The following is a 15,119-nucleotide window of genomic DNA, read 5'->3' as shown; positions in this document are numbered from 1 at the left end:
GGAGGCACGTCATGTTCCACGGATCCATCCCAGCGCTCATCACGCCGTTCAAGGACGGTGGGGTCGATGAGAAAGCGCTGCGCGATCTGGTGAACTGGCACGTGGCCGAGGGCTCCCACGGGCTGGTCCCGGTCGGCACCACGGGCGAGAGCCCGACGCTCACCCACGAGGAGCACGAGCGCGTCGTGAAGATCGTGGTCGAGGAGGCCGCGGGCCGGCTGAAGGTCATCGCGGGCGCAGGCTCCAACAACACGGTCGAGGCGGTGCGCTTCGCCCAGTATGCGGAAAGCGTGGGCGCGGACGGCATCCTCGTGGTCACGCCCTACTACAACAAGCCCAGCCAGCGCGGCATCGTCGCTCATTTCGAGGCGATCCACGCGGCGTGCGACCTGCCGATCCTGCTCTACAACATCCCCTCCCGCTCAGTCGTCAACATCAGCGTGGAGACGATGGGCGCGCTCGCCAAGCTGCCGCGGGTGGTCGGCGTGAAGGACGCGACCGGCGACGTCTCCCGCATCTCGGACCAGAAGATCGCGTGCGGCGAGGAGTTCATCCAGCTCTCGGGCAATGACGAGATCGCACTGGCGGTCAATGCGCAGGGCGGACACGGCTGCATCACCACGGTGGGCAACATCGCGCCGCGGCTGAGTGCGGAGATGCAGAACGCCTGTGCGGAAGGCGACTACAAGGCGGCCCGTGCGATCCACGAGCGCCTGTTCCCGCTGTTCCGCGCCGCCTTCATGGAGCCGAACCCGGTGCCCACGAAATACGCGCTGTCGCTGCTCGGACGCTGCTCGGACGAGGTGCGCCTGCCGCTGGTGGGTGCCACGGACGCAACGAAGGCGAAGGTGCGCGACGCGATGGTCCATGCCGGCCTGTTGAATGGCTGACGCAGCCCCTATCTGTTCCCGATGGCCCAGAAGAAGAGCGACCCCAACTCGAAGCTGATCGCGGAGAACCGCCGCGCCCGCTACGACTACGCCATCGAGGATACGCTGGAGGCGGGTATCGTCCTCCAGGGCTCGGAGGTGAAGTCGCTGCGCGAGGGCGGCGCGAACATCGCGGAGAGTTATGCGAGCGTGGAGGAGGGGGAGCTGTGGCTCATCAACTCCTACGTGGCACCCTTCGGCCAGGCGATGAACCGCGCCTTCGGCCATGACGAGCGGCGGCGGCGCAAGCTGCTGGTCTCTAAGAAGGAGCTCGCGAAGCTCTGGCAGGGCGTGGGGCGCGAGGGCATGACGCTGGTGCCGCTGCGGATGTATTTCAACGACCGCGGCCGCGCGAAGCTGCTGATCGGGCTCGCCAAAGGCAAGAAGAAGGCCGACAAGCGCGACACCGAGAAGAAGCGCGACTGGCAGCGCCAGAAGGCGCGGCTCTTGGGGAGCTGACCGGCGCGGGATGCGTCGGCCATCCCGGACCCCGATCCGGGATCTTCCGTTTATTCTTGAGACGTCATCCTCGGGCTCGACCCGGGGATCTCTATGATCCGGAGATGGTCCGGTCGAGCCGGACCATGACGTGGCTTCTGTGACGCAAAGAACCAAGGGCAGCGCGCGACCCTGGGTGGGCGTAAAGCGCCCTCCCGTGGGGAGGGTCGGGCGCTGCCCGGCGTTGCCGCCGGGCGACACTATTGAACGGCGTACGTCTCCCTCCCCCCGTGGGGGGAGGGTTGGGGAGGGGGCCTTAAGCCACAGCCTCCAACGCAGCCCCGGCGCTCAGCACGGCGACCGCCGCCCGCGCCACCTCGCGCCCCTTCTCCACGAAATGCGCCTCGAAGAAGCGCTGGTGCTCCGCCGAGTTGTGGAAATGGTGCGGCGTCAGCACCGCCGAGAGCACCGGCACGTCGGTGTCCATCTGCGCCCGCATCAGCCCGTCGATCACCGACGCGGCCACGAAGTCGTGCCTGTAGATACCGCCATCCACCACAAAGGCTGCACCCACCACCGCGGCATAGCGCCCCGAGGCCGCCAGCCGCCGCGCCAGCAACGGGATCTCGAAGGCGCCCGGCAGGTCGAAGACATCGACGCCCCAGTCCGGCCGCAACTGGCCGAGCTGATCGACGAAGCCCTCATGGGCGCGGTCCACGATCTCCGCGTGCCAGCGGGCGCGGATGAAGGCGATACGGGTCTCACGTGTCATGGCTGTTCTCCTTTCGCTCAAAGACACGACGACCCCGAGGCAAAAGGAGACGCGCCCACACATGCAGGCGCACGGGCGCCCGACGGCACCCGCTCTCCCGTTCTCTCACATCCGGACTGTTACCGTCGGCTCCGGAATCTCACCGGATCTGCTGACCTCCTCCCGAGGGAGGAGCGCTCGCGGGCTATAACCGCCGGTGGGGAATTGCACCCCGCCCCGAGAACGTCGCCCGCCCCCTGTTCGGAGCGGGCGCCTTAGGCTAGCACTCGAGACATGGACCTGTCAGCCGATCTGCCGCCTCCCCTTGCGTTCTTCGAGACGATCGACGCCACCTGGCCCGCCGCGCGGCGGTGGGAGGCCGCTGGCTGGACACGGCGCGAGGGCGCGGGCGGGGGCAGCCGGGTTTCGGCGGCGACGGCATTGGCAGCGCCGCAGATCGCCGAGGCTGGGCCTCTCGTGATGATCCGGCCCGGACAGGCGGCGCTGGACGCTGCACTGGCAGATGCAGGCTATGCGGTGAAGGACCCGACGCGGGTCATGGTGGCAGAGGCCGCCGCTCTTCCCCCGCCTCCGCCCGGTCCGCGGACCATCGCCGGAGAAGCGCCAATCGCGCTGATGGAAGAGATCTGGGCCGCGGGCGGCATCGGGCCGGAGCGGCTGGCGGTGATGGCGCGGGCGGCGGGGCCGAAGGTCTACCTCGCAGGCCGCGTCGGGGACCGCCCGGCGGGCTGCGCCTTCGTCGGGGCCCACCGGGACATTGCCATGCTCCACGCGCTGGAGATCGCCGCTCCGTTCCGCCGCAGTGGCCTCGGCCGCGACCTGACGCTCGCCGCCGGGCTCTGGGCGCATGACGAGGGCGCACGCTGGCTCTCGCTGCTCGTCACCGAGGCCAACGCACCCGCCCGGGCGCTCTATGCCGCCATGGGCTTTCGCGACATCGGCGGCTACCACTACCGCATCAAGGAGGACGCGCCATGAGCCCCGACCATCCCACCGCGCTGAACCTGCACCAGCAGGATCCGCTGCCTGAGCGGACCGAGAAGTTCTTCAGGATCTGCGAGGAGAAGCTGGGCCTCGTCCCCAACGTGCTGCGCGCCTATGCCCACAACACCGAGAAGCTCGACGCCTTCTCGCTGATGTATAACGACCTGATGCTGGGCGAGAGCGGGCTCAGCAAGCTGGAGCGGGAGATGATCGCCGTCGTCGTCAGCGCCGTGAACCGCTGCTTCTACTGCCTCGTCGCCCACGGTGCGGCTGTGCGGGAGATCTCCGGGATGCCGGAACTCGGCGAGGCTCTCGTCATGAACTACCGCGTCGCGGACGTGACGCCGAAGCAGCGCGCCGCCCTCGATTTCGCGGTGCAGATGACCGAGGCGTCCTACCGGATCGAGGAGGCCGACCGTCAGCGCCTGCGCGATGCGGGCTGGACCGACAAGGACATCTGGGACATCGCCGCGGTCGCGAGCTTCTTCAACATGTCGAACCGCATGTCCTCGGCCATCGACATGCGGCCCAACGCCGAATACCACGCCGCGGGGCGCTGAGCGTTTACTCCACGCCGAGGTAGAAGGTCGCCCAGACCTGCTTGGCAAGGAACTCCTCGTAGAGGGCCGCGTCCTCGATCTGCGGATAGACGGTCATGGTCGGGCCGATGCCGCCGATGGGCAGCGGCGTGCCGTCGACATGGGTGGCGAGGATCGGGCCGTGCTCGACCATTTCCTCCCACGGGATCTCCACGCTGTAGCCGTCGAGCGCCATGGGATAGGCCGCGCGCCCTTCCGCGCCGACGGCGACCATCACGTCGCTGAGCAGCGGGCCGGAGAAGGTGGCGGGCTGATCCTCGGTCCCCGGCATGTTGGTCACGATCTCGGCCTGCGGCAGGGCCGCGAGCATGTCCATGTCGAAGGAGGCGCCCTCCTCGAAGACCAGCTCCATCTTCCCGAGCACGCTGAGATCGTCGGCGGTGGAGGGGCCACGATTGCCCTGCCCGATCTCGCCGCCCACGGTCAGGATGACCTGCCCCGTGGGCGCGGCCATCTCGGCGGCGGCGGGAAGGGCGAAAAGCAGTGCGGCGATGCTGAGGGCGGTGCGCATGGGAGGGGGTCCTTTCGCTGAGATACGCCTCAGCGTCCGGCAAGGGATGCCCGTCTCCAAGTGTTTAGAGGTCGCTCGGACGCGCTTCGGCGGCATCTGCCGTTTTCGGATGCGACCAAATGCGGAACTGCCTGCGATCTGGGCGAAGCGCAACCAGAAGTGGAAGCAAGTAAGCCCGACGCAAGGTCGGGCTTGCCGCGTTCTGTCTGTTCACGGGGGCGGCCCGTGCCCGCGCGGTGATCAGGTGATCTGCTCGATGCGAGTGAGCTCCAGCGACGGCTCCGTGGGGATGTAGTCCTCGATGATGCGGCGCATCTGCTCGAAATCCTTGCCGTAGAAGAAGAGCGCCGTTTCCTGCGGTCCCTCCCAGTAGCCCAGCATGCTCCCCAGGCCCTCGAGCCGCCGGTTCGCCTCCGCGATGATCTCGTTCACATCGCTGTTGGCGTAGACCTCGTCCGGCAGATCGGTGCCGTTGAGAAACATGCCGAGGCCGTCGAGCTGGCCGAAGGGCTGGTCAGGCCGGTCGTCGGGGAAGAGGATGCGGGAGCCCTTGGGCGCGCCGGCCTTCTCCAGCGTAGCGATCACGACGTCGAGCGCCTCGTCGGTCAGGTCGGTCAACTCGATCTCCACATCGCAGAAGGCGATGCCGTGCGGCGGCTCCATGAGCTGGGTGCCCCCGCCCGTGACGGCGCCGAGGCCCTGCGCGGTCAGCACCTGATCCAGCGGATCCTCGAACTGCTCGTGGCGATCCATCGGCTGGACCTTGGCGTTGAGCCGGGCCGTGATGATCACGCCCTCCGGCGCGGCCGGCGCGTCGGGCTTTCCCCCGAAAAGTCTCTTGAAGATCATGGCGATTTGTCTCCTCCCACCGTTCGGGAGGGAGACTGCGGTGCTCCGTCGGGCCCGGCTAGGGCCGCAGCGCAACAGCGGCCCCAAAACGAAAAGGCCCGGTCGGGGACCGGGCCTTGATCTTGGGATGCCGAAGCAATCAGTGCAGCTTGGTCGAGACCTGCCCGATGGCGTCGTCGATCAGGCTGTTGGCCCGGCTCGCATCCATGTTCTTCGCGATTACGTCGCGGGCGGCGGCCACGGCCACCTCGACAGCGCGGTCCTTGACCTCCCGCATGGCGGAGGCTTCGGCGGAGGCGATCTGCTCCTTCGCGGCGGCGATGCGACGGTCGACGGCCTGGGCCAGATCCTCGTGCGCCTGCTTCGCGGCGGCCTGCGCGTCGTCGCGGGCCTTGGTCACGATCTCGGCCGCCTGCTGCTCGACCTCCTTCTGCTTGCGCTCGTAGGAGGCGAGGAGGGACTGGGCCTCCTCCCGCAGTTCGCGCGCCTCGGCGATGTCGGAGCGGATCTTCTCCGCCCGGTCGTCGAGCATCTTGGTGATGAGCGCGGGCACCCCGAAATAGAGCAGGATGCCGATGAAGATGACGAAGCCGATCGCGACGACGATGTCGGTGTTGTAGAGGAAATCCATCGGGGCCTCCTTACGACTTCACGCGGGCGGACACCGCGGCGTTGACCGCTGCGTCGTCGGCGAGATCGGGGGTGAGGGCAGCGACGAGCGCCTGCGCGGTGTCCTTCGCCACGCTCTCGACCGCGGCGGCGGCCTCGTCGCGGATGGCGGCGATGCGCTTCTCGCTCTCGGCCGTCTGCTCGGAAATCTCGGCGTCGGCCTTGGCCATCGCGGCGTCGACTTCCTTCTGCACCTCGGCGCGCGCCTCGTCGGCGATGCGGTTCGCCTCGGCCCGTGCGTCGGCCAGCGCCTTCTCGTAGGCGGTTTCTGCATCCTCGGCCTGCCGGCGGTAGTCCGCGGCGCGTTCGAGGTCGTTCGCGATGGCGTCCTGCCGCTCCTCAAGCGTTGCGCCGATGCGCGGCAACGCGATACGGGCCAGGACGAAATAGATCACGGCGAGCGCGATCAGCAGCCAGAAGATCTGGTTGGGAAAGGTCTCGATGGCGAGCTGCGGCATCCCCGATGCTTCAGCGCCTTCGGTTGGGGTCGCCATGGCTGGGTCTCCGATCCGCGGCTGATGGGCCCGGCGGGGGCCCTGAAATTCGTCAGATCAGCCGCGCCCCCGGTGGGGGAGCGCGGCAAGGTCGTCTCGCCTCAGACGGCGAACATCAGCAGCAGTGCGACGAGGAAGGAGAAGATCCCCAGTGCCTCGGCGAATGCGATGCCGATGAAGAGCGTGGCGGTCTGCTCGCCCGCGGCCGCCGGGTTGCGCAGGGCACCGGCGAGGAAGTTGCCGGCCACGTTGCCGACGCCGAGTGCGGCGAGGCCCGAGCCCAGTGCCGCGAGGCCCACGCCGATGTACTGGCCCAGCTGTCCGATATCGCCTTCCATGTGTATGCTCCTTTGGGTTGGCGTAAGGGTTGGAATTCGGTGAGAGGTCCGGGCCTCAGTGGCCCGGATGCAGCGCGTCCTTGAGGTAGACGCACGTGAGAATGGTGAAGACGTAGGCCTGGATGACGGCCACCAGGACCTCCAGCGCGTAGATCGCGGTGACCCCCAGGATCGGCACGATCGCCCCGACGCCCATGGCACCCGCAAAGCCCGCGAACACCTTCAGAACCGCGTGGCCCGCCATCAGGTTGGCGCCCAGACGGATCGAGTGGCTGACCGGCCGCACGAAGTAGGAGATGAGCTCGATCACCGCCAGAACCGGGCGCAGCGCCAGCGGCGCATCCTCGGCCCAGAAGAGCTTGAGAAACTTCGCCCCGTTGATGACGAAGCCGAGGATCGTCACGCCGAGGAAGACGAAGAGCGCCAGCACCACCGTCACCGCGAAGTGCGAGGTGACCGAAAAGCTCGTCGGGATCAGCGCCAGCAGGTTGGCGAAGAGGATGAAGGTGAAGAGCGTCATAACATAGGGGAAGTACTTCACTGAGTCCTTGCCCGCGACGTCCTCCATCATCTTGTAGATGAAGCCGTAGATCAGCTCGCCCACGGACTGCAGCCGCGTCGGCACCATCGCCCGGCCCCGGCTGCCCATCACGAAGAGCAGCACGATGGAGATCACGGTGATCGCCAGCCACAGGGTCTGGTTGGTAATCATCAGCAGATCGCCCCAGCCCTCCGGCCCGCCTTCGCTGAAGAAGCCGGAGATGACGAACTGATCCATGGGTTTGATGACGAAGCCGCCGTCTGCGGGTACACCTGCCACGTATTGGCCCTTTCTGTCAGCCGCCGGACGGCGGGTCTTCGACCGCGGACGCGGCCTCCTGATCCTTGCGCTCGGCCTGACGCTGCTGCACTCGTTTCGCGGTCCGCATCATCGTCTGGATCCCGGCGGCAAAGCCGAGAAGGCCGAAAATGGCGAGGAAGATCGGGAGCGTGCCGAAGAGCCAGTCGAGCGCCCAGCCTATGGAAAGGCCGATCATCATCCCGGCGACGAGCTCGATCACCATCTGCCAGGCGAGGTTTGCCTGATGGTACTTGCTCTCCGCCGTCTCGGCGGGTTCGTGGGCCGCTTTCGCCGCCGCGATCCGCCTGTCGAGCTCGTCCAGCTTGTTCCGGTCGTTCATCCCGGCCCCTTGCCGAATTTGCGCGGACCATAGGCAGCGTCCGGGGGCAAGTCAACAGGTCCATGAGGGCGGCTACGTCAGCAAAATCAAAGGGTTGGCGGTGGCGGCAAAACCGCCGCGGCGGGCACGAGGCGCGAGGATGCCCCAAACGTCATCTTCAACCAATCGGTTGATGATTCATCCGCAGCCTGTACGGTCTGCCCCCATGACCGCCCGCCCCAACGATCTCGACGCGATCTTTGCCGCCCTCGCGGACCGGACCCGCCGGGCCATCCTAACACGGCTGCTCGAGGGCGACCTGCCGGTGGGCCAGCTCGCCGAACCGTTCGACCTGACGCTGGCCGGGGTCTCGAAACACCTGCAGATCCTGACCCGCGCCGGCCTCGTGACGACGGAGAAGCGCGGACGGGAAAAGTGGTGCGCCCTCAACCCAGACGCGGTCGCCGCCGCCGCCCAATGGATCGAGGCCTTCGGCGCCTGGGAAGCGGCCGACCTGGAAGCCGCCCTCGCCCCCTACATCGACCCCTAGACTTCCAGCTTGCGGCAAATATCCCCGCCGGCAGGCGGAACCGTGTCTGTCGCCGGTCATCCTCCGGCTCGACCGGAGGATCTCGCCATCAGGAGATGCCCGGGTCGAGCCCGAGCATGACCCGAGAAGGTGATGACCCGAGGGTGCCCGCGTCGCGCCCGAGCATGACCGCTCCGCTCAGCCCACCAGTTCCTCGGCCTTGCGCAGGTCGACGGAGACGAGCTGGCTCACCCCCTGCTCCGCCATGGTGACGCCGAAGAGCCGGTCCATCCGCGCCATCGTCACCGCGTGGTGGGTGATGATGAGGAAGCGGGTCGAGGTCTGCCGCGTCATCTCATCGAGCAGGTCGCAGAACCGCGTCACGTTCGCGTCGTCGAGCGGCGCGTCCACCTCGTCGAGCACGCAGATCGGCGAGGGGTTGGCGAGGAACACGGCGAAGATCAGCGAGAGTGCGGTCAGCGTCTGCTCCCCGCCCGACAGCAGCGAGAGGGTGGAGAGCTTCTTGCCCGGCGGCTGGCACATGATCTCCAGCCCCGCCTCCAGCGGGTCGTCGCTCTCGACCAGCTCCAGGTTCGCCTCGCCCCCGCCGAAGAGGTGGGTGAAGAGCTTGGCAAAGTTCTCGTTCACCGTATCGAAGGCGGCGAGCAGGCGCTCGCGGCCCTCCTTGTTGAGATTGGCGATACCGGTGCGCAGCTTTTCGCAGGCAGCGTCCAGATCCTCTTTCTCGGCGGCGAGCTGTTCGTGCTCCTCGCGGACCTCCTTGCTGTCCTCCTCGGCGCGCAGGTTGACGGCGCCCAAGCTGTCGCGTTGGCGGCGCAGGCGCGCGATGTCGGTCTCGATCATCTCGGCGGGCGGCATCTTGTCCGGGTCCGCCTCGAGGGTTTCGAGGAGCTTCTCCGGCGCGACGTTCATCTCCTCGCGGATACGCTCGGCTGCGGTCTCGACGGCCTGCTCGGCGGCTTCCTGAACGGCCTCGGCCCGGGCACGCGCCTCCCGCGCTTCGGAGGCGGCCCGCTCCGCATCGCGCTCGGCCTGCTCGGCGGCGCGGGCAGCTGTTTCGGCCTCGGCCAGCGCATCGGCGGCGGTCTTGCGGCGGGCCTCCGCGCGCTCCAGCTCGCGGGCGAGTTCGCCGCGTTTCTCCGCGATCTCTTCGGGCTGCGAGCGGGCGGAGGCGAGCTCCGTCTCCTGCTTCTCGGCGCGGGATTGCAGGTCGGCGATGCGCTTTTCCGCGGTGTCGAGCCGGTGGCGCCAGCCGCTGAGCTCCTTGGTCAGCTCCTGCATTCGCTTCGTGCGAGCGTCGCCCTCGCGCCGGATCTCGTCAGATTTGGAGCGGGCGGCGAGCATGGCGGCGCGGGCTTCGGAGACGGTGCCCTTCTGCGCCTCGACCCCGGCGCGCGCGGCGTCGAGATCGTCGAGCTCGTCGATGGCGGCCCGTGCCTCGGTCAGCGCGACTTCGGCCTCGCCCACCTCCTCGCCCCGGCGGGTGAGCGCGAGTTTCAGCGTCTCCGCCCGGCCTTCGAGCATGGAGCGATCCGCCTCGGCGCGGTTGAGCGCGCGCACCGCACCCGATAGCGCCTCGTCGGCGCCCTTGCGCGCCGTGCGGGCGGCGCGGTCCGCGTCGGTGGCGGCGTTCAGCGCTTGGCGTGCGGCCTCATGCGCCTCTGTCGTCTCCCGCGCGGCGCGCTCGGCCGTGTCCAATGCCGCGCTCAGCTCATCGAGCCGGTTCTTCTGTTGCAGGCGCAGGGCCGTGGCCGAGGGGGCATCCTCGGCGGACACCCGGAACCCGTCCCAGCGCCAGAGATCGCCTTCCTTCGACACCAGCCGCTGGCCGGGGCGGAGCGCATCCTGCAGGCCGTTCCCCTCCGCGCGCGCCACGAGCCCCACGGCCTGCAACCGCCGCGCGAGCGCGTCGGGACCCACCACGTGATCGGCCAGACGCGCGGCGCCGCCCGGCAGGTCCGCGGCGTCGGAATAGGCATCGAGCACCGCCCAACCGGATCCGTCCGTCGCGAGCGGCGCCTTCAGGTCGTCGCCCAGCGCCGCCCCCAGCGCCGCCTCGTAGCCCGGCGCCGCACGAACCTGTTCCAGGAGCTGATCGCCGGAGCCCGCATCGCGGGCCAGCAGCCGGGTCAGCGCGTCGACCTCGGCGCGCAGCGCCTTCGCCTCGCCAGCGGCTGCTGACGCTGCCGCCCGCGCCTCGGCCTCGGCGCCTTGAGCCTGCGTTCGTTCGGTCTCGGCCCGCGCGAGGGCGGCTTCGGCGGCATCGGCGGCGGTCTGGGCATCGGCCTGCGCGGTCTTCGCCGCCTCCAGCCGATCGCTGGATTGCGCAAGGTCGCGCTCCACCGTCTCCGCCGCCTCGCGGGCCTGCTCCAGCTCGCGGTTGAGCTTGGCGAGCACCTGTTGCGCTTCATCGAGCCGCCGTTGCGTGGCCTGATGACGGGCGGCGAGGCGGGCGGCGTCCTCACTCAAACGGTCGAGCGTCGCCTCCTCACCCTGCAAAGCGGTCGCGGCTTCGGTCGCCGCCTTCTGTGCGGCCTCAAGCGCGTCGGCGTGCCCGGCATGAGCCTGTTTCAGGGCCGACTGCTCCCAGTCGAGCCGGTCGATGGTCTCGCCCGCATCCTTGTTGAGCTGACCCTCGCGATCCATGTCGTTGCGGAGCTGCGCGATGGTCTGCTCCATCCGCTCGATGGCGCGGCGGGCGCGGTGCTCGCGGTCCTTCAGCGTGTCGCGTTCGACGGTGAGGCGCTGCAGGACGGCGCCCGCGACGGCCTCCTCCTCCCGCTTCGGGGGGAGCGCGTCGGCGGCCTCCTGCCGGGCGGTGGCACGGCGGGCGGCCTCGCCCTGCGCCGCGGCGGCCGCCTTCACGGCGTCGGTCAGCGCGGCCTCGGCCTCGGCCCGCGCCGCATCCGCCTCGCGCCAGCGGCGGTAGAGCAGCAACGCCTCGGCCTGGCGAAGCTCCGCCGCGATCTCGCGGTAGCGGGCGGCCTGTCGGGCTTGCCGGGCCAGCGAAGCGAGCTGACTGTCGAGCTGGGCGAGCACGTCCTCCACCCGCTCCAGGTTCGCGGCCGTCCCCTTCAGCTTCAGCTCCGCCTCGTGCCGCCGCTGGTAGAGGCCGGAGATGCCCGCGGCCTCCTCCAGGATCCGCCGCCGTGCCTTGGGCTTCGCGTTGATGAGCTCGGATATCTGGCCCTGCCGCACCAGCGCGGGCGAGTGCGAACCGGTGGAGGCGTCGGCAAACAGCATCTGCACATCGCGCGCCCGCGCATCCTTGCCGTTGGTCTTGAAGGCGGAACCGGCATCGCGGGTGATCCGCCGCACGATCTCCAGCCGGTCCTGGTCGTTGAAGGTGGCGGGCGCCAGCCGCTCGGTATTGTCGAGGGTCAGCGTGACCTCGGCATAGTTGCGCGGCGGGCGGGAGGAGGCACCGGCGAAGATCACGTCCTCCATCCCCGCGCCGCGCATCGCCGTCGGGCGGTTCTCCCCCATCACCCAGCGCAGCGCTTCGAGCAGGTTAGACTTGCCACAGCCGTTCGGCCCCACGACGCCCGTCAGGCCGTCGGCGATGACCAGCTCGGTCGGGTCGACGAAGCTCTTGAAGCCCAGAAGTCTCAGCTTGGTGAACTGCACGCGGTCTCTGCCACTCGATTCTTGCCTAGGGTCATGCTCCGCGCGTGGCGGCGGAGAGTCAAGTTGACGCACGCCATATGGAGCGGGGCCGAGGGCCTCGGCCACAACATGTTGCGCGCGACGGTGCGGCGCTCGTCTCGGGGGTGATTTGCGCTAAGACGCTGGGAAACCAACGGGAGCACCACATGTCCGACATCCACCTCGTGGGCCTTTCCGGCTCGCTGCGCAAGAATTCGTCCAATACCCTGCTGATGAACGAGGCGGCGCGGCTGTTCGCTCCGGCGCGGTTCACGCAAGGCGACATGAACCTGCCGCTGCTGAACGAGGACCTGAACGAGGGGGATGGACCGGAGGCGGCGCAGCGCCTTGCCGAGGTGATCCGGAGTGCCGATGCGGTGATCATCTCGACGCCAGAATACAACAAGATGATCCCGGGTGTGGTGAAGAACGCGCTGGACTGGCTGAGCATCCTGAAGGGTGGCAACCCGATGGTGGACAAGCCGGTGGCGATCATGTCGGCCGCCGCCGGACGCGCCGGTGGGGAGCGGTCGCAATACACGCTGCGCCATGCGCTGGTGCCGCATCGGACGCGCGTGGTGCTGGCGCCGGAGGTCATGATCCCGGGCGCGAACAACGCGTTCGACGAGGAGGGGCGGCTGAAGGATCCGAAGAGCGTCGAGTTCCTCGGCAGGCTGATGGATGCGCTGAAGGCGGAGATGGCATTGATGGCGCGGGAGACGGCGCCGGCGTGAGCGATGAGGGCGGCGCCCGAGCCTGGGTGGGCGCTTCGCAACGATCCCGTTAAGGACGATCTTCGCAAGTTTTCCGGCGGCAGAACCGCTGGATCCGTCGCAAAGCGCCCTCCCGTGGGGAGGGTCGGGCGCTGCCCGGCCTGTCAGCCGGGCGAGGCGGCTGCGCTAGGGGCTCACAGGCGCGTCCGCCTTCAGCCGGGCCATTACGATCTGACTCTGCACCCGGGCCACCGCCGGGTGGGGCAGCAGCACGTTCTGCACGACGTCGTTGAGGGCAGCGAGGTCGGTGCAGAAGGCGCGCAACATGTAGTCGGCCTCGCCTGTCAGGGTCCAGACGCCGACAACAGCTTCGGTCCGGGCCATCAAGCGCACGAAATCCTCGGCGTTCTCGCGGCTGTGGGCGGCCATGGTAATCTGGATGAACGCCTCCACCGCGGCCCCGATGCGCGCGGCGTTCACCGTCGCCCGGTAGCCGGTGATGTAGCCCTCTTCCTCCAGCCGTTGTTTCCGGCGGGCGACCTGCGAGGCGGAGAGATGCACCCGCTCCGACAGCTCCGCCGCGGTGAGGCGGGCGTCGCGCTGCAGGAGGGCAAGCAGCTTGTGGTCGGTCGCGTCGAGGCAGTCGGGCATGGTGAAATCTCGCGCTGGAAACCTTACGGACGCGGAAAACTCGCACGATGACGTCGTATAATCCACCAGAATGCGCAGATGTCGCCTCGGCGAGACCCTATCTTCCACTCAAAGCATTCAACAGGAGGATTCCATGGGTCCGTTCCCGCATGACGCCCCGAAGGCCACGATCTCCGACGCGAACCCCGCCGGCACCGACGGCTTCGAGTTCGTGGAGTTCGCCCATCCCGAGCCCGAAAAGCTCGACACCCTCTTCCGCTCGATGGGCTATGAGCCGGTGGCGCAGCACAAGACGAAGGACATCACCGTCTATCGTCAGGGCGACATCAATTACATCGTCAACCGTGAGCCCGGCACCCACGCCGCGCAGTTCGTGGAGGATCACGGTCCCTGCGCCCCCGCAATGGCGTGGCGCGTGGTCGATGCGCAGGTCGCGCTGAAGCGCGCACTCGACCTCGGCGCGACCGAGTATACCGGCGAGGGCAAGTCCATCGACGCGCCCGCGGTGATCGGGATCGGCGGCTCGCTGCTCTACTTCATCGACAATTACGATGAGGGCCGTTCGCCCTACGATGCGGAGTTCGACTGGCTCGGCGAGCGTGATCCGAAGCCCGTCGGCGTCGGCTTCTACTACCTCGACCACCTGACCCACAACGTGGTGAAGGGGAACATGGACACGTGGTACAAGTTCTATTCCGAGACCTTCAAGTTCAAGGAAATCAAGTTCTTCGACATTGAAGGCAAGTATACCGGCCTCGTCTCCCGCGCGCTGACCTCGCCCTGCGGCAAGATCCGGATCCCGATCAACGAGGATCGCGGCGACAAGGGCCAGATCGTGGAGTACCTCAAGCGCTATAACGGCGAGGGCATCCAGCACATCGCGGTGGCGTCGGAGGACATCTACAGCTCCGTCGATCAGATCCACGAAAACGGCATCCGCTTCATGCCGCCGCCGCCCGAGACCTATTACGAGATGAGCCAAGATCGGGTCGTGGGCCACGAGGAGCCGATCGAGAAGCTCAAGAAGCACGGCATCCTGATCGACGGCGAAGGCGTGGTGGATGGCGGCGAGACGCGCATCCTGCTCCAGATCTTCTCCAAGACCGTGATCGGGCCGATCTTCTTCGAGTTCATCCAGCGCAAGGGCGATGACGGCTTCGGCGAGGGCAACTTCAAAGCGCTCTTCGAGTCGATCGAGGCGGACCAGATCGCGCGGGGCGTCGTCGGCACCGCCGCAGAGTAAATTCAGAACAAGAGGGACTGCGGGCGCGTCAGGGGCAATCCGGGCGCGTCTTGCTTTAGAAGCGCCGGGCGAGCGACAGGTTGACGATCAGGTCGACATCCGCGCCCGGCGGAACGAGGGTCAGGCGCACGTCCGTCGTGTCGCGCCAGCGGGCGATGCCGGTGATCCCGGCGATGGGGATGAAGCCCTCGACATTGGGCAGGCCGTAATCGTCCTCCAGGATCTCCGACAGATCCTCGTAGAGGGCGATACCGGCGAAGGCCCCGGCGCGCAGGCTCCAGTTCGGTGTGGGCCGGGCCACCTCGGCGCTCAGGCCGTAGAGGACGAAGGGCGAGACCTCCTCGTAGCTGTTGTAGAAGACCCCGCCCTCGACCGATTGTTCGAGGCCGCGCGGGCCTGGCCATCGCCAGCCGAGTGCGAGGCCCGGGTTGAAGTCGTTGAGCTCACCGCCATCGCCGAAATGCTGCGAGCCGAGGATCAGGGCGCCGAACCGCTCCTGCGCCACAAGCGGCCCTGTCAGGAGCATCAGGATCAGGACCACCAAACGCATCGCACGCCCTCCACACGCCTTCGG

Annotated in this window: 18 protein-coding genes and 1 riboswitch; of the genes, 7 read left to right on the top strand and 11 right to left on the bottom strand. The window is 68.1% G+C overall.

Features of this window, described 5'->3' with window-relative positions; genetic code table 11:
- Positions 1-11: 11 nt before the first annotated feature.
- Positions 12-890 (top strand): 4-hydroxy-tetrahydrodipicolinate synthase, encoded by an 879-nt coding sequence (gene dapA / locus I0K15_RS12915; RefSeq protein WP_196101922.1) that lies wholly within the window; start codon positions 12-14, stop codon positions 888-890.
- Positions 891-911: 21 nt separating this feature from the next.
- A complete protein-coding gene (smpB, locus tag I0K15_RS12910; RefSeq protein WP_196101921.1) occupies positions 912-1,388 on the top strand; it encodes an SsrA-binding protein SmpB in 477 nt (158 codons plus the stop codon).
- A gap of 295 nt (positions 1,389-1,683) precedes the next feature.
- Here the strand turns inward: smpB and I0K15_RS12905 are convergent, their stop codons facing one another.
- Positions 1,684-2,139: a 6,7-dimethyl-8-ribityllumazine synthase gene (locus I0K15_RS12905; RefSeq protein WP_196101920.1), complete on the bottom strand. Its 456-nt coding sequence runs from the start codon at positions 2,137-2,139 to the stop codon at positions 1,684-1,686.
- Positions 2,140-2,234: 95 nt separating this feature from the next.
- A riboswitch (FMN riboswitch) is annotated at positions 2,235-2,367 on the bottom strand.
- A 45-nt stretch (positions 2,368-2,412) separates the two neighbouring features.
- Here I0K15_RS12905 and I0K15_RS12900 point away from each other — a divergent pair.
- Entirely contained in the window at positions 2,413-3,117 is a 705-nt protein-coding gene (locus tag I0K15_RS12900) for a GNAT family N-acetyltransferase (protein ID WP_196101919.1), read from the top strand.
- Positions 3,114-3,683: a peroxidase-related enzyme gene (locus I0K15_RS12895; protein WP_196101918.1), complete on the top strand. Its 570-nt coding sequence runs from the start codon at positions 3,114-3,116 to the stop codon at positions 3,681-3,683. Before I0K15_RS12900 ends, I0K15_RS12895 begins: the two co-directional genes overlap by 4 nt.
- A 4-nt stretch (positions 3,684-3,687) precedes the next feature.
- On the opposite strand, the gene I0K15_RS12890 is transcribed toward I0K15_RS12895, so the two are convergent.
- The 7 genes from I0K15_RS12890 to I0K15_RS12860 form a co-directional block, all read right to left on the bottom strand.
- Positions 3,688-4,233: a putative pterin-binding protein gene (locus I0K15_RS12890; RefSeq protein ID WP_196101917.1), complete on the bottom strand. Its 546-nt coding sequence runs from the start codon at positions 4,231-4,233 to the stop codon at positions 3,688-3,690.
- A 240-nt stretch (positions 4,234-4,473) separates the two neighbouring features.
- Positions 4,474-5,082: a hypothetical protein gene (locus tag I0K15_RS12885; RefSeq protein WP_196101916.1), complete on the bottom strand. Its 609-nt coding sequence runs from the start codon at positions 5,080-5,082 to the stop codon at positions 4,474-4,476.
- Positions 5,083-5,221: 139 nt separating this feature from the next.
- Positions 5,222-5,713: a F0F1 ATP synthase subunit B family protein gene (locus I0K15_RS12880; RefSeq protein WP_196101915.1), complete on the bottom strand. Its 492-nt coding sequence runs from the start codon at positions 5,711-5,713 to the stop codon at positions 5,222-5,224.
- Between the two features lie 10 nt (positions 5,714-5,723).
- Entirely contained in the window at positions 5,724-6,245 is a 522-nt protein-coding gene (locus I0K15_RS12875) for a F0F1 ATP synthase subunit B' (RefSeq protein WP_196101914.1), read from the bottom strand.
- 101 nt (positions 6,246-6,346) lie between these two features.
- The gene (locus tag I0K15_RS12870) at positions 6,347-6,583 is read right to left on the bottom strand and encodes a F0F1 ATP synthase subunit C (RefSeq protein ID WP_196101913.1); all 237 of its coding nucleotides are present in this window, start codon (positions 6,581-6,583) and stop codon (positions 6,347-6,349) included.
- 55 nt (positions 6,584-6,638) lie between these two features.
- Positions 6,639-7,361 carry a F0F1 ATP synthase subunit A gene (locus I0K15_RS12865; protein ID WP_196101912.1) on the bottom strand — a complete coding sequence of 241 codons (723 nt, stop codon included), beginning with the start codon at positions 7,359-7,361 and terminating at the stop codon, positions 6,639-6,641.
- Positions 7,362-7,419: 58 nt separating this feature from the next.
- On the bottom strand, positions 7,420-7,764 hold the full coding sequence (locus I0K15_RS12860) for an AtpZ/AtpI family protein (protein WP_196101911.1): 345 nt from the start codon (positions 7,762-7,764) through the stop codon (positions 7,420-7,422).
- 205 nt (positions 7,765-7,969) lie between these two features.
- On the opposite strand from I0K15_RS12860, the gene I0K15_RS12855 reads away from it, so the two are divergent.
- Complete coding sequence (locus I0K15_RS12855) at positions 7,970-8,293, top strand: ArsR/SmtB family transcription factor (protein ID WP_196101910.1); 324 nt, start codon at positions 7,970-7,972, stop codon at positions 8,291-8,293.
- A 177-nt stretch (positions 8,294-8,470) separates the two neighbouring features.
- On the opposite strand, the gene smc is transcribed toward I0K15_RS12855, so the two are convergent.
- On the bottom strand, positions 8,471-11,920 hold the full coding sequence (gene smc / locus I0K15_RS12850) for a chromosome segregation protein SMC (protein ID WP_196101909.1): 3,450 nt from the start codon (positions 11,918-11,920) through the stop codon (positions 8,471-8,473).
- Between the two features lie 185 nt (positions 11,921-12,105).
- Here smc and I0K15_RS12845 point away from each other — a divergent pair, with 185 nt between their 5' ends.
- Entirely contained in the window at positions 12,106-12,672 is a 567-nt protein-coding gene (locus I0K15_RS12845; protein WP_196101908.1) for an NADPH-dependent FMN reductase, read from the top strand.
- Between the two features lie 165 nt (positions 12,673-12,837).
- Here the strand turns inward: I0K15_RS12845 and I0K15_RS12840 are convergent, their stop codons facing one another.
- On the bottom strand, positions 12,838-13,302 hold the full coding sequence (locus I0K15_RS12840; RefSeq protein WP_196101907.1) for an Lrp/AsnC family transcriptional regulator: 465 nt from the start codon (positions 13,300-13,302) through the stop codon (positions 12,838-12,840).
- Positions 13,303-13,435: 133 nt separating this feature from the next.
- Here I0K15_RS12840 and hppD point away from each other — a divergent pair, with 133 nt between their 5' ends.
- The gene (gene hppD / locus I0K15_RS12835; RefSeq protein ID WP_196101906.1) at positions 13,436-14,545 is read left to right on the top strand and encodes a 4-hydroxyphenylpyruvate dioxygenase; all 1,110 of its coding nucleotides are present in this window, start codon (positions 13,436-13,438) and stop codon (positions 14,543-14,545) included.
- Between the two features lie 55 nt (positions 14,546-14,600).
- On the opposite strand, the gene I0K15_RS12830 is transcribed toward hppD, so the two are convergent.
- Entirely contained in the window at positions 14,601-15,095 is a 495-nt protein-coding gene (locus I0K15_RS12830; protein WP_196101905.1) for a hypothetical protein, read from the bottom strand.
- Positions 15,096-15,119: the final 24 nt, after the last annotated feature.

The organism is Pontivivens ytuae, from assembly GCF_015679265.1.
GTDB lineage: Bacteria > Pseudomonadota > Alphaproteobacteria > Rhodobacterales > Rhodobacteraceae > Pontivivens > Pontivivens ytuae.
Note: the sequence above shows the minus strand (reverse complement) of the source record. Positions and strands in the feature narration are given on the sequence as shown.